Raw genomic sequence first — 23,702 nt, 5'->3', positions numbered from 1 at the left:
ATAATGGGTGATTATTTAGTAAAAGCTTTAGCATATAATAACCAAGTTCGTGCTTATGCAGTAACAAGTACAGAAACGGTTGGAGAGGCTGTTCAAAGACATTATACATGGCCTACTGCTTCCGCTGCGTTAGGGCGCTCCATGACAGCAGGAGTTATGATGGGAGCAATGTTAAAAGGAGAAGAAAAACTGACTATCAAAATAGAAGGCAACGGTCCAGTCGGCCCAATTCTTGTTGATAGTAATTCTAAAGGGGAAGTACGTGGATATGTTACAAACCCCCAAGTTCACTTTGATTTAAATGAAAAAGGTAAATTGGATGTGCGAAGAGCTGTAGGCACCGAGGGGACATTAACAGTTGTTAAAGATTTAGGACTAAGAGAACATTTTTCAGGGCAAGTTCCTATCGTATCCGGTGAGCTCGGTGAAGATTTTACTTATTATTTTGCTACATCCGAACAAACTCCATCTTCTGTAGGTGTTGGGGTACTTGTAAATCCTGATAATTCAATCCTTGCATCTGGTGGCTTTATTATTCAATTATTACCTGGAACAGACAATAAAGTTATTGATGAAATTGAAAAAAGACTTCAATCAACGGAACCAATTTCAAAGTTAATTCAAAAAGGATTGAATCCAGAAGAGATTTTAGAGAATATATTAGGAAAAGACAATGTAAAAATTGTTGAAACAATGCCAGTACAATTTAAATGCAATTGCTCAAAAGAACGTTTTGGGGCAGCTATTATTAGTTTAGGAAAAGATGAAATTCAAGATATGATTACTGAAGATGGGAAAGCGGAAGCTCAATGTCATTTCTGCAATGAAAAGTACTTATTTTCCAAAGAAGAACTAGAAGAACTTTTAGAAGAAGCATATTAATGTAAAGGCACGGATATTTTAGGAAAAAAGGCATAAGTATATAATACTTATGTCTTATTTTTTAAGAGTATTTTCTTTGACTTTTCAAATAGTAAGTGATAAATTTGAAATAATTAAACCAATAAAAATACTCGGAATTTGAGGTGGGAGAATGGCTCGTTTAGTTAATTCAATTGCCGAATTAGTCGGTGGAACACCAGTGGTGAAATTAAATCGTGCAACAAGTGAGAATCAAGCGGAAGTATATCTTAAACTCGAATATATGAATCCAGGAAGTAGTGTAAAAGACCGAATCGCTCTAGCGATGATTGAAGCTGCAGAAAAGGAAGGGAAAATAAAGCCTGGTGATACAATTGTTGAACCAACAAGCGGAAATACAGGTATTGGTCTAGCGATGATTGCCGCGGTCAAAGGTTATAAGGCGGTCCTAGTGATGCCTGACACGATGAGTTTAGAACGGCGAAATCTCCTTCGTGCTTATGGTGCTGAACTTGTGTTAACACCAGGAGCAGAAGGGATGAATGGTGCGGTTAAAAAGGCTGAAAGCTTGGCTAATGAGAATGGATACTTCATGCCACAACAATTTAAAAATGAAGCGAATCCCGAAATTCACCGTCTAACTACGGGTAAGGAAATTGTTGAACAAATGGGTGAGCAGTTAGATGCTTTTGTATCCGGAATTGGTACAGGTGGAACGATTTCCGGTGCCGGTGAAGTGTTGAAAGAAAAATACCCGGATATTAAAATAGTTGCAGTTGAACCAAAGGATTCACCGATTCTTGTTGGTGGAAAACCAGGCCCTCATAAAATTCAAGGACTTGGTGCTAACTTTGTTCCAGACACTTTAAATAGGGAAATCTATGATGAAATTATTCACGTAGGTACAGAGGAAGCATTTGAAGCATCAAGAAGAGTAGCAAAAGAAGAAGGAATATTAGGTGGAATCTCTGCTGGTGCAGCCATCCACGCTGCATTAAAAGTTGCTTCAGAACTTGGAAAAGGTAAAAAAGTATTAGCTATTATTCCAGACAATGGAGAGCGTTATTTAAGTACTGCACTATATCAATTTGAGGATTAGAAATTAAATAATTTACTCTTTTAGGCAATCGGTAACCCCGTTTGCCTTTTTGTGTTCACATATCTTACTCAACTTAGATTATGGGTTGTGAAATGTAATGTGAAAGCGTTAGACTGTAAATAGGAATCATTATGGAAGGAGATAAATGAATGACTCAAGTACTTCATTGTCGCTCACATCAATTAGATTATAAAAATAAAACATTAATAATGGGAATTTTAAATATAACACCTGATTCCTTTTCAGACGGTGGGAAATACGATGACATGGGAAATGCGGTGAAACGTGCAAAACAAATGATTCAGGATGGTGCTGATATTATAGATATTGGTGGAGAGTCCACCAGACCTGGTCATGTCAAAGTAAGTGCTGAAGAAGAAATTTCAAGGGTTGTACCTGTCATAAAAGAACTATCTAATACACTCGATGTTCCATTGTCTATCGATACATATAAAGCAAAGACTGCCGAACAGGCAATATTAGCAGGTGCACATATCGTCAATGATATTTGGGGGGCAAAGGAAGATCCCGAAATTGCTAATGTCGCTGCTGAACATGAAGTACCTATTATTCTTATGCATAATAGAAAAAATCTAAACTATACAAATTTTATTCGTGATGTTATATCCGATTTATATGAAAGCATTACTATTGCAAAAAAGGCCGGTATAAAGGATGAAAATATTGTATTAGATCCGGGAATAGGCTTTGCTAAAGATTTACATCAACAAATTGAATTGATGAAAAATCTAGATAAAATTGTTGGATTAGGGTACCCAGTCCTTTTAGGAACTTCGAGAAAATCAATGATTGGTCAAATTATGAACTTACCCGTTGAAGAAAGGATGGAAGCAACAGGGGCGACAGTTTGTTTTGGAATCCAAAAAGGTTGCCAAATTATGAGGGTACACGATGTTAAAGAAATTAGTCGAATGACAAAAATGATGGATGTTCTTGTCGGTAAGGGTGAAATAAATGGATAAAATTATAATCAATAATATGGAGTTTTATGGATATCACGGAGTATTGCCTGAGGAAAATCGACTCGGTCAAAGATTTCGTGTAACGTTAACCCTTGAGCTAGATTTACAAAAAGCGGGGAAAACTGATAACTTACATGATACTGTAAGCTATGCAGAAGTTTATGAGGTTTGTAAAGAAATCGTAGAGGGAAAACCCCACCAGTTATTGGAATCCGTTGCAGAAAAGCTTTCCGAAACAGTTTTGGAAAAGTATCCGCTTATTGATCAAATTACTGTACAATTAATCAAACCGGATCCGCCAATACGTGGACATTACCAATCAGTTGCAGTTGAAATCTCAAGGAGAAAAAGCCGATGAATAATATTGCATATATTTCAATGGGGTCGAATATTGGTGATCGGGAAAAAAACTTGAAAGATGCGTGCGCCTTATTAAATGAAAATGGAGTAGATACAGTCGCAGTATCTTCCGTTTACGAAACAGATCCTGTTGGCTATACGGATCAAGGTAAGTTTTTAAATATTGTAGTTAAAGTAGAAACGGAATTTTTGCCCGAACAGTTATTGAAAAAATGTTTGGAGATAGAAAAAGAATTGGGGAGAATTAGGGATATTAGGTGGGGGCCAAGAACAATTGACCTTGACATTTTACTTTATAATAACGAAAATATTGAAACAGAGCATCTAATTATTCCTCATCCACGGATGCATGAACGAGCATTTGTGTTAGTGCCTTTAATAGAGATTGAGCCTAACGCACAGTTACCCAATGCTACAACCCCTTTACATCAAGTTCTAGATGAAATACCTGATAAAGAAGGTGTTAGATTATGGAGATAGATAAATGGGGAAGACGTATTCGTGCTTTTCGAAAATTAAAGGGATATACACAAGAAAGTTTCGCGAAAAAACTTGGAATATCTGTCTCTATTTTAGGTGAAATGGAGAGAGGAACGCGTTTACCATCAGATGAATTTTTGAATAAGGTGGCTAATCTGCTGGATATATCTGTAGATGAGTTAACGCCTCCAGAAAATTAATGCAATACACGCGCTGAACTTATACAACTTGGAGAAGTTGAATCAGGAGCTATAAAAGTAAGTTGTTTCGAAAAGCTACCAGTTATAGCTGGTGGTTTTTTCTACATAATTTTCTTTTTCGAATTCATTGATTTAAAAAATCAATTCATAAGGGATGTCTGAAAATGTGAAATTGTGTACAATAATAAAGTATAATGAGATATATTTGTACTAGCTTTATAATATAGGATGGAGTGACAATAATGAGCTTTGAGGAATTAAATGACCAATTACAGGTTAGAAGAGAAAAAATGAATTCTATCCGTGAAAAAGGTATGGACCCGTTCGGTAAACGCTTTGATCGAACTCATAATACACAAATGATTAAAGAACAGTATGAGGAATTTTCGAAAGAAGAGTTAGATGAAAAAGAAGTACAAGTAACAATAGCTGGTCGGGTAATGACTAAAAGGGGCAAAGGAAAAGCTGGATTCGCCCATGTGCAAGATTTAAACGGACAAATTCAAATTTATGTGCGTAAAGACAGTGTAGGCGACGAACAATATGAAATATTTAACTCAGTCGATTTAGGTGATATTGTCGGTGTTACCGGAACAGTTTTTAAAACAAAAGTCGGAGAACTTTCAATTAAAGTTAAAGACTTTAACTTATTAACAAAATCACTTCGTCCATTACCTGATAAATTTCATGGTTTAAAGGATATTGAACAACGTTACCGTCAAAGATATTTAGATCTAATTATGAGTGATGACAGTAAACGTACATTTATTACCCGAAGCTTAATTATCCAATCTATGCGACGTTATCTAGATGGACAAGGTTATCTAGAGGTAGAAACACCAATGATGCATGCGATTGCAGGTGGAGCTTCAGCAAGACCGTTTGTTACACACCATAATGCGTTAGATATACCTTTATATATGCGTATAGCTATCGAGCTACATTTAAAGCGCCTAATCGTTGGTGGGTTAGAAAAGGTATATGAAATTGGCCGAGTTTTCCGTAATGAAGGAGTTTCAACAAGACATAACCCCGAGTTTACTATGATTGAATTATATGAGGCCTACGCAGACTATAAAGATATTATGAAGTTAACCGAAAATATGGTTGCTCATATTGCAAAAGAGGTTCTCGGTAGTACAAGCATTAAATACGGAGAATATGAAGTAAATCTTGAACCAGAATGGCGTCGACTACATATGGTTGATGCTGTAAAAGAATATACTGGTGTAGACTTTTGGCATGTTACTTCAGTTGAGGAAGCTCGCCAGCTAGCAAAGGAACACGGAATTGAAATTACCGAGCATATGCAATATGGGCATATTGTTAATGAATTTTTTGAACAAAAAGTTGAGGAAAAACTTATTCAGCCTACATTCATTTATGGGCACCCGGTTGAGATTTCACCATTAGCTAAGAAGAATGATGAAGATCCACGTTTTACAGACCGCTTCGAGCTCTTTATTGTAGGAAGAGAGCATGCAAACGCCTTTACTGAATTGAATGATCCTATTGATCAACGTGAACGCTTTGAGGCGCAGTTAAAAGAACGTGAACAAGGAAACGATGAAGCACATATGATGGATGACGATTTCATTGAAGCTTTAGAGTATGGTATGCCTCCAACAGGTGGACTTGGTATTGGGATTGACCGTCTAGTAATGCTTTTAACTAATTCAGCATCTATTCGTGATGTATTGTTGTTCCCGTTAATGAAAAACCGCGATTAATTGCATTTTAAAACTCCAATCAATTAAAGGGTTGGAGTTTTTTTAAAACTATTTATTAGTATTTTGAAATAGTAATATTAAAAATATAAAAGGTTTAAAAAAAGTATTGCATCGCAAGAAAAAAGATGGTATATTATTATTCGTTGCTCCACAAAAGGACAACAAAGCATTAAAAAGGAAGTAAAAAAAGTTGTTGACAATAACAACTTGAAGTAGTAGAATATAAAAGTCGCTTATCAATGCGAATAATTGATCTTTGAAAACTGAACAAAACAAAACGTCAATTAATTTATTTTTTAACTAGAGCTATTTCAAACATCTTTTTGGAGAGTTTGATCCTGGCTCAGGACGAACGCTGGCGGCGTGCCTAATACATGCAAGTCGAGCGAATCTGATAGGAGCTTGCTCCTTTTCAGATTAGCGGCGGACGGGTGAGTAACACGTGGGTAACCTGCCTGTAAGACTGGGATAACTCCGGGAAACCGGGGCTAATACCGGATAACTTTTTCCTTCGCATGAAGGAGAATTGAAAGGTGGCACTAGCTACCACTTACAGATGGACCCGCGGCGCATTAGCTAGTTGGTGAGGTAACGGCTCACCAAGGCGACGATGCGTAGCCGACTTGAGAGGGTGATCGGCCACACTGGGACTGAGACACGGCCCAGACTCCTACGGGAGGCAGCAGTAGGGAATCTTCCGCAATGGACGAAAGTCTGACGGAGCAACGCCGCGTGAGTGATGAAGGTTTTCGGATCGTAAAACTCTGTTGTTAGGGAAGAACAAGTATCGTTCGAATAGGGCGGTACCTTGACGGTACCTAACCAGAAAGCCACGGCTAACTACGTGCCAGCAGCCGCGGTAATACGTAGGTGGCAAGCGTTGTCCGGAATTATTGGGCGTAAAGCGCGCGCAGGCGGTTTCTTAAGTCTGATGTGAAAGCCCACGGCTCAACCGTGGAGGGTCATTGGAAACTGGGAGACTTGAGTGCAGAAGAGAAGAGCGGAATTCCACGTGTAGCGGTGAAATGCGTAGAGATGTGGAGGAACACCAGTGGCGAAGGCGGCTCTTTGGTCTGTAACTGACGCTGAGGCGCGAAAGCGTGGGGAGCGAACAGGATTAGATACCCTGGTAGTCCACGCCGTAAACGATGAGTGCTAAGTGTTAGAGGGTTTCCGCCCTTTAGTGCTGCAGCTAACGCATTAAGCACTCCGCCTGGGGAGTACGGCCGCAAGGCTGAAACTCAAAGGAATTGACGGGGGCCCGCACAAGCGGTGGAGCATGTGGTTTAATTCGAAGCAACGCGAAGAACCTTACCAGGTCTTGACATCCTCTTGCCCTCCCTAGAGATAGGGATTTCCCTTCGGGGACAAGAGTGACAGGTGGTGCATGGTTGTCGTCAGCTCGTGTCGTGAGATGTTGGGTTAAGTCCCGCAACGAGCGCAACCCTTGACCTTAGTTGCCAGCATTCAGTTGGGCACTCTAAGGTGACTGCCGGTGACAAACCGGAGGAAGGTGGGGATGACGTCAAATCATCATGCCCCTTATGACCTGGGCTACACACGTGCTACAATGGATGGTACAAAGGGTTGCTAGACCGCGAGGTTACGCCAATCCCATAAAACCATTCTCAGTTCGGATTGTAGGCTGCAACTCGCCTACATGAAGCCGGAATCGCTAGTAATCGCGGATCAGCATGCCGCGGTGAATACGTTCCCGGGCCTTGTACACACCGCCCGTCACACCACGAGAGTTTGTAACACCCGAAGTCGGTGAGGTAACCTTTTGGAGCCAGCCGCCGAAGGTGGGACAGATGATTGGGGTGAAGTCGTAACAAGGTAGCCGTATCGGAAGGTGCGGCTGGATCACCTCCTTTCTAAGGATATAAGGAAAACCACTATCGTGGTTACAACGAAGACGTTCTCGTTTTGTTCAGTTTTGAGAGGTTAATTCCTTTCAAACTTGTTCTTTGAAAACTAGATAATATGAGAAATAACCAAGTAATAACCGAGAATCGCCACTTTATGGATGAATCCATTAAGTAAGTAATAAACAACCTTTTTAGGTTAAGTTAGTAAGGGCGCACGGTGAATGCCTTGGCACTAGGAGCCGATGAAGGACGGGACTAACACCGATATGCTTCGGGGAGCTGTAAGCAAGCTTTGATCCGGAGATTTCCGAATGGGGGAACCCACTGCTCGTAATGGAGTAGTATCCTTACTTGAATACATAGAGTAAGGAAGGCAGACCCGGGGAACTGAAACATCTAAGTACCCGGAGGAAGAGAAAGCAAACGCGATTTCCTGAGTAGCGGCGAGCGAAACGGAAGAAGCCCAAACCAAGAGGCTTGCCTCTTGGGGTTGTAGGACACTCTACACGGAGTTACAAAGGAACGAAGTAAATGAAGAGGTCTGGAAAGGCCCGTCAAAGAAGGTAACAACCCTGTAGTTGAAACTTCGTTCCCTCCAGAGTGGATCCTGAGTACGGCGGGACACGTGAAATCCCGTCGGAAGCAGGGAGGACCATCTCCCAAGGCTAAATACTCCCTAGTGACCGATAGTGAACCAGTACCGTGAGGGAAAGGTGAAAAGCACCCCGGGAGGGGAGTGAAAGAGAACCTGAAACCGTGTGCCTACAAGTAGTTAGAGCTCTGTGCGTATTTCCTTCGGAAAGACGCCGAGTGATAGCGTGCCTTTTGTAGAATGAACCGGCGAGTTACGATTTCAAGCAAGGTTAAGCTGAAGAGGCGGAGCCGCAGCGAAAGCGAGTCTTAATAGGGCGAATGAGTTTGAGGTCGTAGACCCGAAACCAGGTGATCTACCCATGTCCAGGGTGAAGGTAAGGTAACACTTACTGGAGGCCCGAACCCACGCACGTTGAAAAGTGCGGGGATGAGGTGTGGGTAGCGGAGAAATTCCAATCGAACTTGGAGATAGCTGGTTCTCTCCGAAATAGCTTTAGGGCTAGCCTTAAGGTAAGAGTCTTGGAGGTAGAGCACTGTTTGGACTAGGGGCCCTCATCGGGTTACCGAATTCAGACAAACTCCGAATGCCAATGACTTATCCTTAGGAGTCAGACTGCGAGTGATAAGATCCGTAGTCAAAAGGGAAACAGCCCAGACCACCAGCTAAGGTCCCAAAGTATACGTTAAGTGGAAAAGGATGTGGAGTTGCTTAGACAACCAGGATGTTGGCTTAGAAGCAGCCACCATTTAAAGAGTGCGTAATAGCTCACTGGTCGAGTGACTCTGCGCCGAAAATGTACCGGGGCTAAACGTATCACCGAAGCTGTGGATGGACACCGTTGGTGTCCGTGGTAGGAGAGCGTTCTAAGGGCTGAGAAGCTAGACCGTAAGGACTGGTGGAGCGCTTAGAAGTGAGAATGCCGGTATGAGTAGCGAAAGAAGGGTGAGAATCCCTTCCACCGAATGCCTAAGGTTTCCTGAGGAAGGCTCGTCCGCTCAGGGTTAGTCGGGACCTAAGCCGAGGCCGAAAGGCGTAGGCGATGGACAACAGGTTGATATTCCTGTACCACCTCTTCACCGTTTGAACGATGGGGGGACGCAGGAGGATAGGGTAAGCGCGCTGCTGGAATAGCGCGTCCAAGCAGTTAGAGGGGTGACGAGGCAAATCCCGTCACCATGTACCTTGAGCTGTGATGGCGAGGGAAATATAGTACCGAAGTTCCTGATTCCACACTGCCTAGAAAATCCTCTAGTGAGGTGAAAGGTGCCCGTACCGCAAACCGACACAGGTAGGCGAGGAGAGAATCCTAAGGTGAGCGAGAGAACTCTCGTTAAGGAACTCGGCAAAATGACCCCGTAACTTCGGGAGAAGGGGTGCTCTGTTAGGGTGCAAGCCCGAGAGAGCCGCAGTGAATAGGCCCAGGCGACTGTTTAGCAAAAACACAGGTCTCTGCGAAGCCGTAAGGCGAAGTATAGGGGCTGACGCCTGCCCGGTGCTGGAAGGTTAAGAGGAGAGGTTAGTGGCATCACGAAGCTTTGAATTGAAGCCCCAGTAAACGGCGGCCGTAACTATAACGGTCCTAAGGTAGCGAAATTCCTTGTCAGGTAAGTTCTGACCCGCACGAAAGGCGCAACGATCTGGGCACTGTCTCAACGAGAGACTCGGTGAAATTATAGTACCTGTGAAGATGCAGGTTACCCGCGACAGGACGGAAAGACCCCGTGGAGCTTTACTGCAGCCTGATATTGAATTTTGGTACAGCTTGTACAGGATAGGTAGGAGCCTTTGAAGCCGGAGCGCCAGCTTCGGTGGAGGCGTCGGTGGGATACTACCCTGGCTGTATTGAAATTCTAACCCGCACCCCTGAATCGGGGTGGGAGACAGTGTCAGGCAGGCAGTTTGACTGGGGCGGTCGCCTCCTAAAAGGTAACGGAGGCGCCCAAAGGTTCCCTCAGAATGGTTGGAAATCATTCGCAGAGTGTAAAGGCACAAGGGAGCTTGACTGCGAGACCTACAAGTCGAGCAGGGACGAAAGTCGGGCTTAGTGATCCGGTGGTTCCGCATGGAAGGGCCATCGCTCAACGGATAAAAGCTACCCCGGGGATAACAGGCTTATCTCCCCCAAGAGTCCACATCGACGGGGAGGTTTGGCACCTCGATGTCGGCTCATCGCATCCTGGGGCTGTAGTCGGTCCCAAGGGTTGGGCTGTTCGCCCATTAAAGCGGTACGCGAGCTGGGTTCAGAACGTCGTGAGACAGTTCGGTCCCTATCCGTCGTGGGCGTAGGAAATTTGAGAGGAGCTGTCCTTAGTACGAGAGGACCGGGATGGACGCACCGCTGGTGTACCAGTTGTCTTGCCAAAGGCATCGCTGGGTAGCTATGTGCGGAAGGGATAAGTGCTGAAAGCATCTAAGCATGAAGCCCCCCTCAAGATGAGATTTCCCTTAGTTTATCTAAATAAGACCCCTGAAAGATGATCAGGTTGATAGGTTCGAGGTGGAAGTGTGGCGACACATGGAGCTGACGAATACTAATCGGTCGAAGACTTAACCAACAATAGATTCAAGGTTATTATGAAGTGTTTCTCATCTATCTAGTTTTGAGGGAACAAACCCTTAAATAAATAGTCTGGTAACTATGGCGAGAAGGTCACACCCGTTCCCATCCCGAACACGGAAGTTAAGCTTCTCAGCGCCGATGGTAGTTGGGGGCTCTCCCCCTGCAAGAGTAGGACGTTGCCAGGCAAATAGAAAAGCGGAAGACGCTTGCTCATCGGCGAAACTCGCTGGAGGGCTGACGAGGAAGATTGTTTTTCAAACCTTCCACGGCAGCCTGAAGCGACGCGAGCCGATAGCGTCTGAAGCTAGACAATAATGGAGGATTAGCTCAGCTGGGAGAGCACCTGCCTTACAAGCAGGGGGTCGGCGGTTCGATCCCGTCATCCTCCACCATATTTATTTAAATATAAAAAATGATCGTATGCCGGCCTAGCTCAATTGGTAGAGCACGACCGAATAAGCTTCATTGAAATGCTTCAGCGTACAGCTTGAGCTGCTACTTGAATCAGCATTCTGAAAGCTGGACGACAGTTCAAATTTAAATTAAATTAAAGAAATACGATCATAATAAGCCGGCCTAGCTCAATTGGTAGAGCAACTGACTTGTAATCAGTAGGTTGGGGGTTCAAGTCCTCTGGCCGGCACCATCTTTCGAAGATATCGAGCCATTAGCTCAGTCGGTAGAGCATCTGACTTTTAATCAGAGGGTCGAAGGTTCGAGTCCTTCATGGCTCACCATTTAAATTATACGCGGGTGTGGCGGAATTGGCAGACGCACCAGACTTAGGATCTGGCGCCGCAAGGCGTGGGGGTTCGACTCCCTTCACCCGCATTATAAGTAATTAAGTTGCGGAAGTAGTTCAGTGGTAGAACACCACCTTGCCAAGGTGGGGGTCGCGGGTTCGAATCCCGTCTTCCGCTCCAGACAACCCTTGCCGGGGTGGCGGAACTGGCAGACGCACAGGACTTAAAATCCTGCGGTAGGTGACTACCGTACCGGTTCGATTCCGGTCCTCGGCACCATTTTAATAAGCGCCCGTAGCTCAATTGGATAGAGCGTTTGACTACGGATCAAAAGGTTAGGGGTTCGACTCCTCTCGGGCGCGCCATTATTAGAAGTGAGAAGTTGGAATATAAGTTTATATTCGAAGCAATACTAAATATACTCTAACATCCAATCTTTAACATCTAAATCGGGAAGTAGCTCAGCTTGGTAGAGCACTTGGTTTGGGACCAAGGGGTCGCAGGTTCGAATCCTGTCTTCCCGACCATTCATACTAATTTGGGGCCTTAGCTCAGCTGGGAGAGCGCCTGCTTTGCACGCAGGAGGTCAGCGGTTCGATCCCGCTAGGCTCCACCAAAATATTCAACTAAAAAAGTTGTTGACAGAGAAACTTAATAGTGATAACCTATAAAAGTTGTCTTTGAAAAATTGATCTTTGAAAACTGAACAAAACGAAACGTCAATTAATTTATTTTTTAACTAGAGCTATTTCAAACATCTTTTTGGAGAGTTTGATCCTGGCTCAGGACGAACGCTGGCGGCGTGCCTAATACATGCAAGTCGAGCGAATCTGATAGGAGCTTGCTCCTTCTCAGATTAGCGGCGGACGGGTGAGTAACACGTGGGTAACCTGCCTGTAAGACTGGGATAACTCCGGGAAACCGGGGCTAATACCGGATAACTTTTTTCTTCGCATGAAGGAGAATTGAAAGGTGGCACTAGCTACCACTTACAGATGGACCCGCGGCGCATTAGCTAGTTGGTGAGGTAACGGCTCACCAAGGCGACGATGCGTAGCCGACTTGAGAGGGTGATCGGCCACACTGGGACTGAGACACGGCCCAGACTCCTACGGGAGGCAGCAGTAGGGAATCTTCCGCAATGGACGAAAGTCTGACGGAGCAACGCCGCGTGAGTGATGAAGGTTTTCGGATCGTAAAACTCTGTTGTTAGGGAAGAACAAGTATCGTTCGAATAGGGCGGTACCTTGACGGTACCTAACCAGAAAGCCACGGCTAACTACGTGCCAGCAGCCGCGGTAATACGTAGGTGGCAAGCGTTGTCCGGAATTATTGGGCGTAAAGCGCGCGCAGGCGGTTTCTTAAGTCTGATGTGAAAGCCCACGGCTCAACCGTGGAGGGTCATTGGAAACTGGGAGACTTGAGTGCAGAAGAGAAGAGCGGAATTCCACGTGTAGCGGTGAAATGCGTAGAGATGTGGAGGAACACCAGTGGCGAAGGCGGCTCTTTGGTCTGTAACTGACGCTGAGGCGCGAAAGCGTGGGGAGCGAACAGGATTAGATACCCTGGTAGTCCACGCCGTAAACGATGAGTGCTAAGTGTTAGAGGGTTTCCGCCCTTTAGTGCTGCAGCTAACGCATTAAGCACTCCGCCTGGGGAGTACGGCCGCAAGGCTGAAACTCAAAGGAATTGACGGGGGCCCGCACAAGCGGTGGAGCATGTGGTTTAATTCGAAGCAACGCGAAGAACCTTACCAGGTCTTGACATCCTCTTGCCCTCCCTAGAGATAGGGATTTCCCTTCGGGGACAAGAGTGACAGGTGGTGCATGGTTGTCGTCAGCTCGTGTCGTGAGATGTTGGGTTAAGTCCCGCAACGAGCGCAACCCTTGACCTTAGTTGCCAGCATTCAGTTGGGCACTCTAAGGTGACTGCCGGTGACAAACCGGAGGAAGGTGGGGATGACGTCAAATCATCATGCCCCTTATGACCTGGGCTACACACGTGCTACAATGGATGGTACAAAGGGTTGCTAGACCGCGAGGTTACGCCAATCCCATAAAACCATTCTCAGTTCGGATTGTAGGCTGCAACTCGCCTACATGAAGCCGGAATCGCTAGTAATCGCGGATCAGCATGCCGCGGTGAATACGTTCCCGGGCCTTGTACACACCGCCCGTCACACCACGAGAGTTTGTAACACCCGAAGTCGGTGAGGTAACCTTTTGGAGCCAGCCGCCGAAGGTGGGACAGATGATTGGGGTGAAGTCGTAACAAGGTAGCCGTATCGGAAGGTGCGGCTGGATCACCTCCTTTCTAAGGATATAAGGAAAACCACTATCGTGGTTACAACGAAGACGTTCTCGTTTTGTTCAGTTTTGAGAGGTTAATTCCTTTCAAACTTGTTCTTTGAAAACTAGATAATATGAGAAATAACCAAGTAATAACCGAGAATCGCCACTTTATGGATGAATCCATTAAGTAAGTAATAAACAACCTTTTTAGGTTAAGTTAGTAAGGGCGCACGGTGAATGCCTTGGCACTAGGAGCCGATGAAGGACGGGACTAACACCGATATGCTTCGGGGAGCTGTAAGCAAGCTTTGATCCGGAGATTTCCGAATGGGGGAACCCACTGCTCGTAATGGAGTAGTATCCTTACTTGAATACATAGAGTAAGGAAGGCAGACCCGGGGAACTGAAACATCTAAGTACCCGGAGGAAGAGAAAGCAAACGCGATTTCCTGAGTAGCGGCGAGCGAAACGGAAGAAGCCCAAACCAAGAGGCTTGCCTCTTGGGGTTGTAGGACACTCTACACGGAGTTACAAAGGAACGAAGTAAATGAAGAGGTCTGGAAAGGCCCGTCAAAGAAGGTAACAACCCTGTAGTTGAAACTTCGTTCCCTCCAGAGTGGATCCTGAGTACGGCGGGACACGTGAAATCCCGTCGGAAGCAGGGAGGACCATCTCCCAAGGCTAAATACTCCCTAGTGACCGATAGTGAACCAGTACCGTGAGGGAAAGGTGAAAAGCACCCCGGGAGGGGAGTGAAAGAGAACCTGAAACCGTGTGCCTACAAGTAGTTAGAGCTCTGTGCGTATTTCCTTCGGAAAGACGCCGAGTGATAGCGTGCCTTTTGTAGAATGAACCGGCGAGTTACGATTTCAAGCAAGGTTAAGCTGAAGAGGCGGAGCCGCAGCGAAAGCGAGTCTTAATAGGGCGAATGAGTTTGAGGTCGTAGACCCGAAACCAGGTGATCTACCCATGTCCAGGGTGAAGGTAAGGTAACACTTACTGGAGGCCCGAACCCACGCACGTTGAAAAGTGCGGGGATGAGGTGTGGGTAGCGGAGAAATTCCAATCGAACTTGGAGATAGCTGGTTCTCTCCGAAATAGCTTTAGGGCTAGCCTTAAGGTAAGAGTCTTGGAGGTAGAGCACTGTTTGGACTAGGGGCCCTCATCGGGTTACCGAATTCAGACAAACTCCGAATGCCAATGACTTATCCTTAGGAGTCAGACTGCGAGTGATAAGATCCGTAGTCAAAAGGGAAACAGCCCAGACCACCAGCTAAGGTCCCAAAGTATACGTTAAGTGGAAAAGGATGTGGAGTTGCTTAGACAACCAGGATGTTGGCTTAGAAGCAGCCACCATTTAAAGAGTGCGTAATAGCTCACTGGTCGAGTGACTCTGCGCCGAAAATGTACCGGGGCTAAACGTATCACCGAAGCTGTGGATGGACACCGTTGGTGTCCGTGGTAGGAGAGCGTTCTAAGGGCTGAGAAGCTAGACCGTAAGGACTGGTGGAGCGCTTAGAAGTGAGAATGCCGGTATGAGTAGCGAAAGAAGGGTGAGAATCCCTTCCACCGAATGCCTAAGGTTTCCTGAGGAAGGCTCGTCCGCTCAGGGTTAGTCGGGACCTAAGCCGAGGCCGAAAGGCGTAGGCGATGGACAACAGGTTGATATTCCTGTACCACCTCTTCACCGTTTGAACGATGGGGGGACGCAGGAGGATAGGGTAAGCGCGCTGCTGGAATAGCGCGTCCAAGCAGTTAGAGGGGTGACGAGGCAAATCCCGTCACCATGTACCTTGAGCTGTGATGGCGAGGGAAATATAGTACCGAAGTTCCTGATTCCACACTGCCTAGAAAATCCTCTAGTGAGGTGAAAGGTGCCCGTACCGCAAACCGACACAGGTAGGCGAGGAGAGAATCCTAAGGTGAGCGAGAGAACTCTCGTTAAGGAACTCGGCAAAATGACCCCGTAACTTCGGGAGAAGGGGTGCTCTGTTAGGGTGCAAGCCCGAGAGAGCCGCAGTGAATAGGCCCAGGCGACTGTTTAGCAAAAACACAGGTCTCTGCGAAGCCGTAAGGCGAAGTATAGGGGCTGACGCCTGCCCGGTGCTGGAAGGTTAAGAGGAGAGGTTAGCGTAAGCGAAGCTTTGAATTGAAGCCCCAGTAAACGGCGGCCGTAACTATAACGGTCCTAAGGTAGCGAAATTCCTTGTCAGGTAAGTTCTGACCCGCACGAAAGGCGCAACGATCTGGGCACTGTCTCAACGAGAGACTCGGTGAAATTATAGTACCTGTGAAGATGCAGGTTACCCGCGACAGGACGGAAAGACCCCGTGGAGCTTTACTGCAGCCTGATATTGAATTTTGGTACAGCTTGTACAGGATAGGTAGGAGCCTTTGAAGCCGGAGCGCCAGCTTCGGTGGAGGCGTCGGTGGGATACTACCCTGGCTGTATTGAAATTCTAACCCGCACCCCTGAATCGGGGTGGGAGACAGTGTCAGGCAGGCAGTTTGACTGGGGCGGTCGCCTCCTAAAAGGTAACGGAGGCGCCCAAAGGTTCCCTCAGAATGGTTGGAAATCATTCGCAGAGTGTAAAGGCACAAGGGAGCTTGACTGCGAGACCTACAAGTCGAGCAGGGACGAAAGTCGGGCTTAGTGATCCGGTGGTTCCGCATGGAAGGGCCATCGCTCAACGGATAAAAGCTACCCCGGGGATAACAGGCTTATCTCCCCCAAGAGTCCACATCGACGGGGAGGTTTGGCACCTCGATGTCGGCTCATCGCATCCTGGGGCTGTAGTCGGTCCCAAGGGTTGGGCTGTTCGCCCATTAAAGCGGTACGCGAGCTGGGTTCAGAACGTCGTGAGACAGTTCGGTCCCTATCCGTCGTGGGCGTAGGAAATTTGAGAGGAGCTGTCCTTAGTACGAGAGGACCGGGATGGACGCACCGCTGGTGTACCAGTTGTCTTGCCAAAGGCATCGCTGGGTAGCTATGTGCGGAAGGGATAAGTGCTGAAAGCATCTAAGCATGAAGCCCCCCTCAAGATGAGATTTCCCTTAGTTTATCTAAATAAGACCCCTGAAAGATGATCAGGTTGATAGGTTCGAGGTGGAAGTGTGGCGACACATGGAGCTGACGAATACTAATCGGTCGAAGACTTAACCAACAATAGATTCAAGGTTATTATGAAGTGTTTCTCATCTATCTAGTTTTGAGGGAACAAACCCTTAAATAAATAGTCTGGTAACTATGGCGAGAAGGTCACACCCGTTCCCATCCCGAACACGGAAGTTAAGCTTCTCAGCGCCGATGGTAGTTGGGGGCTCTCCCCCTGCAAGAGTAGGACGTTGCCAGGCAAATGATAAACACAGAGTGTATGCTCTGTGTTTTTTTCTTTAGAATTAAAAAGAGATCATTCAAACAAAGATCAAGCCATTAAAAAAAGCAAAAGACTAATTAAAAAAGCAAAAAGATCAATCCAAAAAATGAAATAACCACTCAAAAAAATTCGGCAACTAATCAAATACAGAGTAACCGATCAAAAAAATGAACAAACCATTTAAAACTACTCCTACCTACGATTTATCGCACCTTAGTAAAAGGGCCCTTCCATTATTATTTAAAATTTCAGTTTTAATACTCATCTTCTTGGCAAAACTAATTTTTATAAACATTCTAATTGCATTTTTTTTAATAATTCATGTATAATTAAAGTCAAATATAGTCAAAGTCAACTCGGAGAAGGAGGTGGGCTTGATGAAGAACATTTCAGATATAATTGAAGGTTATTTGAAACAAGTATTGGAAATGAATGGTAGTGAAATTGTTGAAATTAAAAGAAGTGAAGTAGCTGATAAATTCCAATGTGTTCCCTCCCAAATTAATTATGTAATCAATACAAGATTTACTATAGAAAGAGGTTATTTAGTTGAGAGTAAAAGGGGCGGTGGCGGGTATATACGAATTATAAAAGTGAGACCCCATGACCAGGCACATTTAATTGACCATTTATTACGATTAGTAAAAACAAGAATATCTCAAGCAAATGCAGAAGATGTCATTATGCGTTTAGTGGAAGAAGAGGTTATAACTGAGAGGGAAGCTAAAATTATGTTGAGTGTGATGGACCGATCAGTCCTCTATATAGAACTTCCAGAAAGAGATCAACTTAGATCACGAATGCTGAGTGCAATGCTGATGTCATTGAAATATAAATAATTACCGAGGTGAATGTAATGATCTGTCAGGAATGTAATGAAAGACCGGCAACCCTACACTTCACCAAAATCATTAATGGAGAAAAGACTGAAATCCATTATTGTGAAAAATGTGCTCAAGAAAAAGGTGAGATGTTTATGTTTGAAGGGGAACCAGGATTTTCAATTAATAATATATTAGCAGGTCTATTGAATTTTGACCCAGTGTTCCAACAAGCAAAACATGAAACAATTCAAAAAAATGAAATACTGCAATGTCCGAATTGTAAAATGACATTTAAACAATTTGTGAATATAGGAAGATTCGGATGTGCGCATTGTTATGATGCTTTTAGCAATCGTTTAGAGCCAATCATCAAACGGCTTCATGCGGGAAATCTAGAACATCACGGAAAGCTTCCTAAAAGAATAGGAGGAACCGTTCATATTAAAAGACAGATTCAACAATTGAAACTTGATTTACAACAAGCAATAAAAAGTGAGGAATTTGAAAAAGCTGCTGAAATTCGGGATCGAGTTCGTTCTTTGGAGAGCTCACTTCTTAATGAAGGGAGAGAAACTTCATGAGCTTGGAAAAGTTCGTTAATCAAGCTGTAAGTTCGTGGATGAATCAAGAAGGACCAAATTCTGATATTGTTTTAAGTTCTAGAGTACGCTTAGCGAGGAATTTTAAACAATTTAATTTTCCAACCTTGTTTAGTAATGAGGAAGCAAGGGAAATAATCTCTAAAGTAGAGGCTGCTTTACAATCTAAATCGTTCCCCGAGAATAATATGGAATTATTGAGAATGGAAGACTTACAAACTTTACAAAAAAAGGTTTTAGTTGAAAAACATCTTATCAGTCCAAATTTGGCAGATGAATCTTCACATGGTGCCGTTATTTTAACTAGTGAAGAGGATGTAAGCATTATGATTAATGAAGAGGATCATATTCGAATTCAATGCTTGTTTCCTGGCCTACAATTGAAGGAAGCGTTAGAAAAAGCAAGTAAAATCGATGATTTAATGGAAGAACATATCGATTATGCTTTTAGTGAAAAATTGGGATATCTCACAAGTTGCCCAACAAATGTTGGTACAGGTCTGAGAGCATCGGTTATGGTTCATTTGCCTGGTTTAGTTTTAACACAACAAATGAACCGGGTCATTCCTGCAATTAGCCAATTAGGATTAGTTGTCAGAGGAATCTACGGGGAAGGAAGCGAAGCGTTAGGAAACATATTCCAAATATCAAATCAGATTACTCTCGGTAAAACTGAAATCGATATTGTCGAAGATTTGATGAGTGTGGTGCAACAAATAATTGCACAAGAAAGGTCAGCCAGAGAAGCATTGATTAAAACCTCAAACATACAATTAGAAGATAAAGTATTTCGTTCCTTTGGTGTATTAGCAAATAGCCGAATTATTGAGTCAAAAGAGGCAGCACAGTGCTTATCTGATCTACGATTAGGAATAGATATGGGATATATCAAAAATGTATCTAAAAATATACTTAATGAATTAATGATATTAACTCAACCTGGTTTTTTACAACAATATGCAGGTGGACCTCTTCGTCCCCATGAAAGAGATATACGTCGTGCAACGCTAATTCGTGAGCGATTAAAACTTGAAGAAGTAAATAATGGCTAGGAGGAGATCGTAATGATGTTTGGACGATTTACTGAAAGGGCTCAAAAGGTATTGGCCCTGTCACAGGAAGAAGCAATACGATTAAAACATAATAATATCGGTACAGAACATATTCTTCTTGGTTTAGTTCAAGAAGGAGAAGGAATTGCAGCAAAAGCATTATATGGACTTGGATTAAGCCCGGAAAAAATTCAAATTGAGGTTGAAAATTTAATTGGCAAAGGAAAGGATTCCGGACAAACCGTTCATTATACACCTCGCGCCAAAAAGGTAATCGAACTATCAATGGATGAGGCAAGAAAATTAGGCCATTCATATGTTGGCACAGAGCATATATTGCTTGGTCTTATACGTGAAGGGGAAGGCGTTGCCGCACGGGTTTTGAACAATTTAGGTGTTAGTCTAAATAAGGCAAGACAACAAGTTCTTCAATTATTGGGTAGTAATGAAGCGGGAAATCATCAAGGTGGAAGTACAGCAAATGCAAATACACCTACCTTGGATAGCCTCGCACGTGATTTGACAGCTATTGCAAGAGAAGAGACGTTAGATCCTGTGATTGGCCGAAGCAAAGAAATTCAACGTGTTATTGAAGTTCTTAGCAGACGTACAAAAAACAATCCTGTTTTAATTGGTGAGCCTGGAGTTGGTAAAACGGCTATTGCAGAAGGACTCGCTCAACAAATCGTTAATAACGAAGTACCCGAAACACTTCGTGATAAAAGAGTCATGACATTGGATATGGGTACTGTGGTTGCTGGGACGAAATATCGTGGTGAATTCGAAGACCGTTTAAAAAAGGTAATGGATGAGATCCGCCAAGCGGGAAATATCATTCTGTTTATCGATGAACTCCATACTTTAATTGGAGCTGGTGGTGCAGAAGGTGCGATTGATGCTTCAAATATTTTGAAACCATCATTAGCAAGAGGAGAATTGCAATGTATTGGTGCTACAACTTTAGATGAGTACCGAAAATACATTGAGAAAGATGCTGCTTTAGAACGGAGATTCCAGCCAATTCAAGTAGACGAACCTTCTGCTGAAGAGTCTATTCAAATTTTAAAAGGTTTAAGGGATCGATATGAAGCTCATCATCGTGTATCGATTACAGACGAAGCAATAGAAGCTGCGGTGAAGTTATCAGATCGTTATATTTCCGACCGATTTTTACCAGACAAAGCTATCGATTTAATTGATGAAGCAGGATCAAAGGTGAGATTACGCTCCTATACAACTCCACCTAACTTAAAGGAATTAGAAATTAAATTAGAGGAAATTAGGAAAGAAAAGGATGCTGCAGTACAAAGTCAGGAATTTGAAAAAGCAGCTTCGTTAAGGGACTCTGAACAACGACTTCGAGAAAAATTAGAAGAAACTAAGAAATCATGGAAAGAAAAACAAGGTCAAGAAAATAGCGAGGTAACGGTCGAAGATATTGCAACAGTTGTATCTAATTGGACTGGTGTCCCTGTATCTAGATTAGCACAAACCGAAACCGATAAATTATTAAAGCTTGAAGAAATTTTACACTCACGAGTAATTGGTCAGGAAGAAGCAGTGAAGGCTGTTTCTAAAGCTGTTCGCCGTGCGAGGGCAGGGTTGAAAGATCCGAAACGACCAATAGGATCTTTTATATTCCTAGGTCCAACGGGGGTTGGTAAAACTGAATTAGCTAGAGCATTGGCAGAGGCTATGTTTGGTGATGAAGATTCAATGATTCGTATCGACATGTCAGAATATATGGAGAAACATTCTACATCAAGACTTGTCGGTTCCCCTCCCGGATATGTTGGATATGAAGAAGGTGGACAATTAACAGAAAAAGTCCGCAGAAAACCATATTCAGTCATCTTACTTGATGAAATTGAGAAGGCGCATCCAGATGTATTTAACATTCTTTTGCAAGTGTTAGAAGATGGTCGTCTAACAGACTCTAAAGGACGTACGGTTGACTTTAGAAATACAGTGCTTATTATGACTTCAAATGTTGGTGCTGAATCGTTAAAACGGAACAAATATGTTGGTTTCAACATTCAAGATGGAAACCAAGATTATAAAGATATGAAAAGTAAAGTAATGGACGAACTTAAAAGAGCCTTTCGTCCTGAATTTTTAAACCGTATTGATGAAATTATTGTTTTCCATGCACTTGAAAAAGAGCATTTAAGAAATATTGTTTCATTATTATCAGATCAATTAGTTAAACGATTAAAGGAAAAAGATATAGAATTGGAACTAACCGAAGCAGCAAAAGAAAAAATAGCGGAGGAAGGGTACGATCCGGAATATGGCGCTCGCCCATTGAAACGGGCTATACAGAAGCATGTTGAGGATCGTTTGTCAGAAGAGCTATTAAAAGGAGTTATATTAGAAGGCCAAAAGGTAATGATTGACATACACGATGGGGAATTCATAGTTAAACCATCTGAAGTAACCGAAACAATTATATAATAATGATAAGTACATGAAGAACGTTGATATTAAGCGAGTTCCATTTTTTGTAATGGAACTCGCTAATAAATGAAACTATATGCATGATTAATTCGTCTATAAGTATAATAACTTTTTTTGTAAGAGAAATTAGACAAGTATGCTTGAATATTAAGTTTCAATAAAAACGTTTCGCATGTGCTTTTTTACTAGTGAAGGTAATTACTATGTCAGAAAAGCATAGATATATAGAGAGGAAGTAAAATATGGCAAAAAAGACAACAAAATTTATTTGCCAGTCATGCGGATATGAATCTGCAAAATGGATGGGAAGATGTCCGGGATGTAATGAATGGAACAAGATGGTTGAAGAAGTTGAAATCACCGGGAAACCTCGCAAAGGGGCATTTTTGCATTCTCCTGGTGGAGGTTTATCAAAAGCAACTCCTATAACTACAATTGTCTCTGAACAAGAAGAAAGAGTTCTTACTGAATTAAAAGAGCTTAATAGAGTATTGGGAGGAGGAGTAGTTCCCGGATCACTTGTATTAATTGGCGGAGACCCCGGAATTGGAAAGTCTACACTCCTTCTACAAGTATCATCTCAACTATCTAAGTATAATCATAAAGTTTTATATATTTCAGGCGAGGAATCCGTCAAACAAACAAAACTCCGAGCGGATCGTCTTAATATTTCATCAGAAACTCTTTATGTATTTTCCGAAACCAATCTTGAAGCGATTCATCAAACCATTCAAGAAATTACTCCGCAATTTGTTGTAATTGATTCCATCCAAACAGTTTACCATCCAGAGGTAACTTCTGCACCTGGAAGTGTCTCACAGGTTAGAGAGTGTACAGCTGAATTAATGAGAATTGCAAAAACAAAAGGTATCGCGATTTTTATTGTTGGGCATGTTACAAAAGAGGGATCAATTGCCGGTCCAAGACTTTTAGAGCATATGGTAGATTCAGTACTTTACTTTGAAGGTGAGCGGCATCATTCTTACAGAATATTACGGGCGGTTAAAAACCGTTTCGGTTCCACGAATGAAATGGCGATTTTCGAAATGAAGGAATTCGGGCTTACGGAAGTTAATAATCCTTCCGAAATCTTTTTGGAGGAACGATCAAAAGGAGCATCGGGGTCAACTGTAGTTGCCTCAATGGAAGGAACGAGGCCCGTGCTCGTAGAAATTCAAGCACTCATATCTCCTTCTATATATGGGATGCCAAGAAGAATGGGAACAGGCGTGGACCATAATCGTGTGACATTATTAATGGCTGTATTAGAAAAAAGGGTTGGACTATTATTGCAAAACCATGACGCTTACTTAAAAGTTGCCGGGGGAATAAAGTTGGATGAACCAGCGATTGATCTGGGAATTATTATTAGTATTGCATCGAGTTTCCGTGATCAGCCAACTAATGCGGATGATTGTATCGTTGGAGAAGTTGGTCTTACAGGAGAAGTAAGAAGAGTTTCTCGGATTGAACAACGTGTCCAGGAGGCAGCAAAATTAGGATTTAGTAGAATTATTTTGCCAAAAAATAATCTTGGCGGATGGAAAGTTCCTCAAGGAATTAAAGTGATAGGAGTTTCAACTGTCCAGGAAGCGTTACAACATGCACTAGGAGGATGACTGA

At 43.4% G+C, this 23,702-nt stretch carries 12 protein-coding genes, 9 tRNA genes and 6 rRNA genes; all 27 read left to right on the top strand.

Annotation, left to right across the window (positions count from 1 at the left end; genetic code table 11):
- Positions 1-3 precede the first annotated feature (3 nt).
- The 27 genes from hslO to radA all read left to right on the top strand — a co-directional run bounded on the left by hslO (position 4) and on the right by radA (position 23,698).
- Positions 4-882, top strand: a complete 879-nt coding sequence (gene hslO / locus MKY81_RS04300) for an Hsp33 family molecular chaperone HslO (protein ID WP_107920749.1) — start codon at positions 4-6, stop codon at positions 880-882.
- A 151-nt stretch (positions 883-1,033) separates the two neighbouring features.
- Positions 1,034-1,960, top strand: coding sequence for a cysteine synthase A (gene cysK, locus MKY81_RS04295; RefSeq protein WP_108071102.1), 927 nt, complete (start codon positions 1,034-1,036; stop codon positions 1,958-1,960).
- Between the two features lie 149 nt (positions 1,961-2,109).
- On the top strand, positions 2,110-2,943 hold the full coding sequence (gene folP, locus MKY81_RS04290; RefSeq protein WP_341116876.1) for a dihydropteroate synthase: 834 nt from the start codon (positions 2,110-2,112) through the stop codon (positions 2,941-2,943).
- Positions 2,936-3,301, top strand: coding sequence for a dihydroneopterin aldolase (gene folB, locus MKY81_RS04285; RefSeq protein ID WP_066232880.1), 366 nt, complete (start codon positions 2,936-2,938; stop codon positions 3,299-3,301). Before folP ends, folB begins: the two co-directional genes overlap by 8 nt.
- Positions 3,298-3,783 (top strand): 2-amino-4-hydroxy-6-hydroxymethyldihydropteridine diphosphokinase, encoded by a 486-nt coding sequence (gene folK / locus MKY81_RS04280; RefSeq protein WP_066232878.1) that lies wholly within the window; start codon positions 3,298-3,300, stop codon positions 3,781-3,783. Before folB ends, folK begins: the two co-directional genes overlap by 4 nt.
- Positions 3,774-3,983: a helix-turn-helix domain-containing protein gene (locus MKY81_RS04275; RefSeq protein ID WP_066232875.1), complete on the top strand. Its 210-nt coding sequence runs from the start codon at positions 3,774-3,776 to the stop codon at positions 3,981-3,983. The genes folK and MKY81_RS04275 overlap by 10 nt, the downstream gene beginning before the upstream one ends.
- A 242-nt stretch (positions 3,984-4,225) precedes the next feature.
- The gene (lysS, locus tag MKY81_RS04270) at positions 4,226-5,713 is read left to right on the top strand and encodes a lysine--tRNA ligase (protein ID WP_066232872.1); all 1,488 of its coding nucleotides are present in this window, start codon (positions 4,226-4,228) and stop codon (positions 5,711-5,713) included.
- A 320-nt stretch (positions 5,714-6,033) separates the two neighbouring features.
- Positions 6,034-7,587 (top strand): 16S ribosomal RNA (locus tag MKY81_RS04265).
- A 188-nt stretch (positions 7,588-7,775) separates the two neighbouring features.
- Positions 7,776-10,731, top strand: a 23S ribosomal RNA gene (locus MKY81_RS04260).
- Between the two features lie 73 nt (positions 10,732-10,804).
- A 5S ribosomal RNA gene (rrf, locus tag MKY81_RS04255) occupies positions 10,805-10,921 on the top strand.
- Between the two features lie 131 nt (positions 10,922-11,052).
- Positions 11,053-11,128, top strand: a tRNA-Val gene (locus MKY81_RS04250).
- Between the two features lie 178 nt (positions 11,129-11,306).
- Positions 11,307-11,382: transfer RNA gene (locus tag MKY81_RS04245), tRNA-Thr, on the top strand.
- A 15-nt stretch (positions 11,383-11,397) separates the two neighbouring features.
- Positions 11,398-11,473 (top strand) — tRNA-Lys (locus MKY81_RS04240).
- Positions 11,474-11,485: 12 nt separating this feature from the next.
- Positions 11,486-11,567: transfer RNA gene (locus MKY81_RS04235), tRNA-Leu, on the top strand.
- A 17-nt stretch (positions 11,568-11,584) separates the two neighbouring features.
- Positions 11,585-11,659, top strand: a tRNA-Gly gene (locus MKY81_RS04230).
- 10 nt (positions 11,660-11,669) lie between these two features.
- Positions 11,670-11,758: transfer RNA gene (locus MKY81_RS04225), tRNA-Leu, on the top strand.
- Between the two features lie 9 nt (positions 11,759-11,767).
- Positions 11,768-11,844, top strand: a tRNA-Arg gene (locus tag MKY81_RS04220).
- Between the two features lie 85 nt (positions 11,845-11,929).
- Positions 11,930-12,006: transfer RNA gene (locus MKY81_RS04215), tRNA-Pro, on the top strand.
- A 13-nt stretch (positions 12,007-12,019) separates the two neighbouring features.
- A tRNA-Ala gene (locus MKY81_RS04210) sits at positions 12,020-12,095 on the top strand.
- A gap of 143 nt (positions 12,096-12,238) precedes the next feature.
- Positions 12,239-13,792 (top strand): 16S ribosomal RNA (locus MKY81_RS04205).
- A gap of 188 nt (positions 13,793-13,980) precedes the next feature.
- Positions 13,981-16,934: ribosomal RNA gene (locus MKY81_RS04200) — 23S ribosomal RNA — on the top strand.
- Between the two features lie 73 nt (positions 16,935-17,007).
- Positions 17,008-17,124 (top strand): 5S ribosomal RNA (gene rrf / locus MKY81_RS04195).
- The 16S, 23S and 5S rRNA genes sit together here with 9 tRNA genes alongside, the layout of an rRNA operon.
- A 400-nt stretch (positions 17,125-17,524) precedes the next feature.
- A complete protein-coding gene (locus tag MKY81_RS04190; RefSeq protein WP_066226614.1) occupies positions 17,525-17,986 on the top strand; it encodes a CtsR family transcriptional regulator in 462 nt (153 codons plus the stop codon).
- Positions 17,987-18,123: 137 nt separating this feature from the next.
- The gene (locus tag MKY81_RS04185) at positions 18,124-18,552 is read left to right on the top strand and encodes a UvrB/UvrC motif-containing protein (protein ID WP_328798078.1); all 429 of its coding nucleotides are present in this window, start codon (positions 18,124-18,126) and stop codon (positions 18,550-18,552) included.
- The gene (locus MKY81_RS04180) at positions 18,549-19,622 is read left to right on the top strand and encodes a protein arginine kinase (RefSeq protein ID WP_107919887.1); all 1,074 of its coding nucleotides are present in this window, start codon (positions 18,549-18,551) and stop codon (positions 19,620-19,622) included. Before MKY81_RS04185 ends, MKY81_RS04180 begins: the two co-directional genes overlap by 4 nt.
- Positions 19,623-19,634: 12 nt before the next feature.
- Complete coding sequence (gene clpC / locus MKY81_RS04175) at positions 19,635-22,076, top strand: ATP-dependent protease ATP-binding subunit ClpC (protein WP_107919886.1); 2,442 nt, start codon at positions 19,635-19,637, stop codon at positions 22,074-22,076.
- A 245-nt stretch (positions 22,077-22,321) separates the two neighbouring features.
- Positions 22,322-23,698, top strand: coding sequence for a DNA repair protein RadA (gene radA, locus MKY81_RS04170; protein ID WP_108072401.1), 1,377 nt, complete (start codon positions 22,322-22,324; stop codon positions 23,696-23,698).
- The last annotated feature ends 4 nt before the right edge of the window (positions 23,699-23,702 follow it).

Source organism: Heyndrickxia sp. FSL W8-0423 (genome assembly GCF_038009395.1).
Classification (GTDB): Bacteria; Bacillota; Bacilli; order Bacillales; family Bacillaceae_C; genus Heyndrickxia; species Heyndrickxia sporothermodurans.
Note: the sequence above shows the minus strand (reverse complement) of the source record. Positions and strands in the feature narration are given on the sequence as shown.

What these genes read in the sequence shown, in the direction of transcription:
- folP (WP_341116876.1), top strand. Translation starts at nt 2,110, where the DNA reads ATGACTCAAGTACTTCATTGTCGCTCACATCAATTAGATTATAAAAAT.
- radA (WP_108072401.1), top strand. Translation starts at nt 22,322, where the DNA reads ATGGCAAAAAAGACAACAAAATTTATTTGCCAGTCATGCGGATATGAA.
- MKY81_RS04275 (WP_066232875.1), top strand. Translation starts at nt 3,774, where the DNA reads ATGGAGATAGATAAATGGGGAAGACGTATTCGTGCTTTTCGAAAATTA.
- cysK (WP_108071102.1), top strand. Translation starts at nt 1,034, where the DNA reads ATGGCTCGTTTAGTTAATTCAATTGCCGAATTAGTCGGTGGAACACCA.
- lysS (WP_066232872.1), top strand. Translation starts at nt 4,226, where the DNA reads ATGAGCTTTGAGGAATTAAATGACCAATTACAGGTTAGAAGAGAAAAA.
- folK (WP_066232878.1), top strand. Translation starts at nt 3,298, where the DNA reads ATGAATAATATTGCATATATTTCAATGGGGTCGAATATTGGTGATCGG.
- hslO (WP_107920749.1), top strand. Translation starts at nt 4, where the DNA reads ATGGGTGATTATTTAGTAAAAGCTTTAGCATATAATAACCAAGTTCGT.
- folB (WP_066232880.1), top strand. Translation starts at nt 2,936, where the DNA reads ATGGATAAAATTATAATCAATAATATGGAGTTTTATGGATATCACGGA.
- MKY81_RS04180 (WP_107919887.1), top strand. Translation starts at nt 18,549, where the DNA reads ATGAGCTTGGAAAAGTTCGTTAATCAAGCTGTAAGTTCGTGGATGAAT.
- MKY81_RS04185 (WP_328798078.1), top strand. Translation starts at nt 18,124, where the DNA reads ATGTTTGAAGGGGAACCAGGATTTTCAATTAATAATATATTAGCAGGT.
- clpC (WP_107919886.1), top strand. Translation starts at nt 19,635, where the DNA reads ATGATGTTTGGACGATTTACTGAAAGGGCTCAAAAGGTATTGGCCCTG.
- MKY81_RS04190 (WP_066226614.1), top strand. Translation starts at nt 17,525, where the DNA reads ATGAAGAACATTTCAGATATAATTGAAGGTTATTTGAAACAAGTATTG.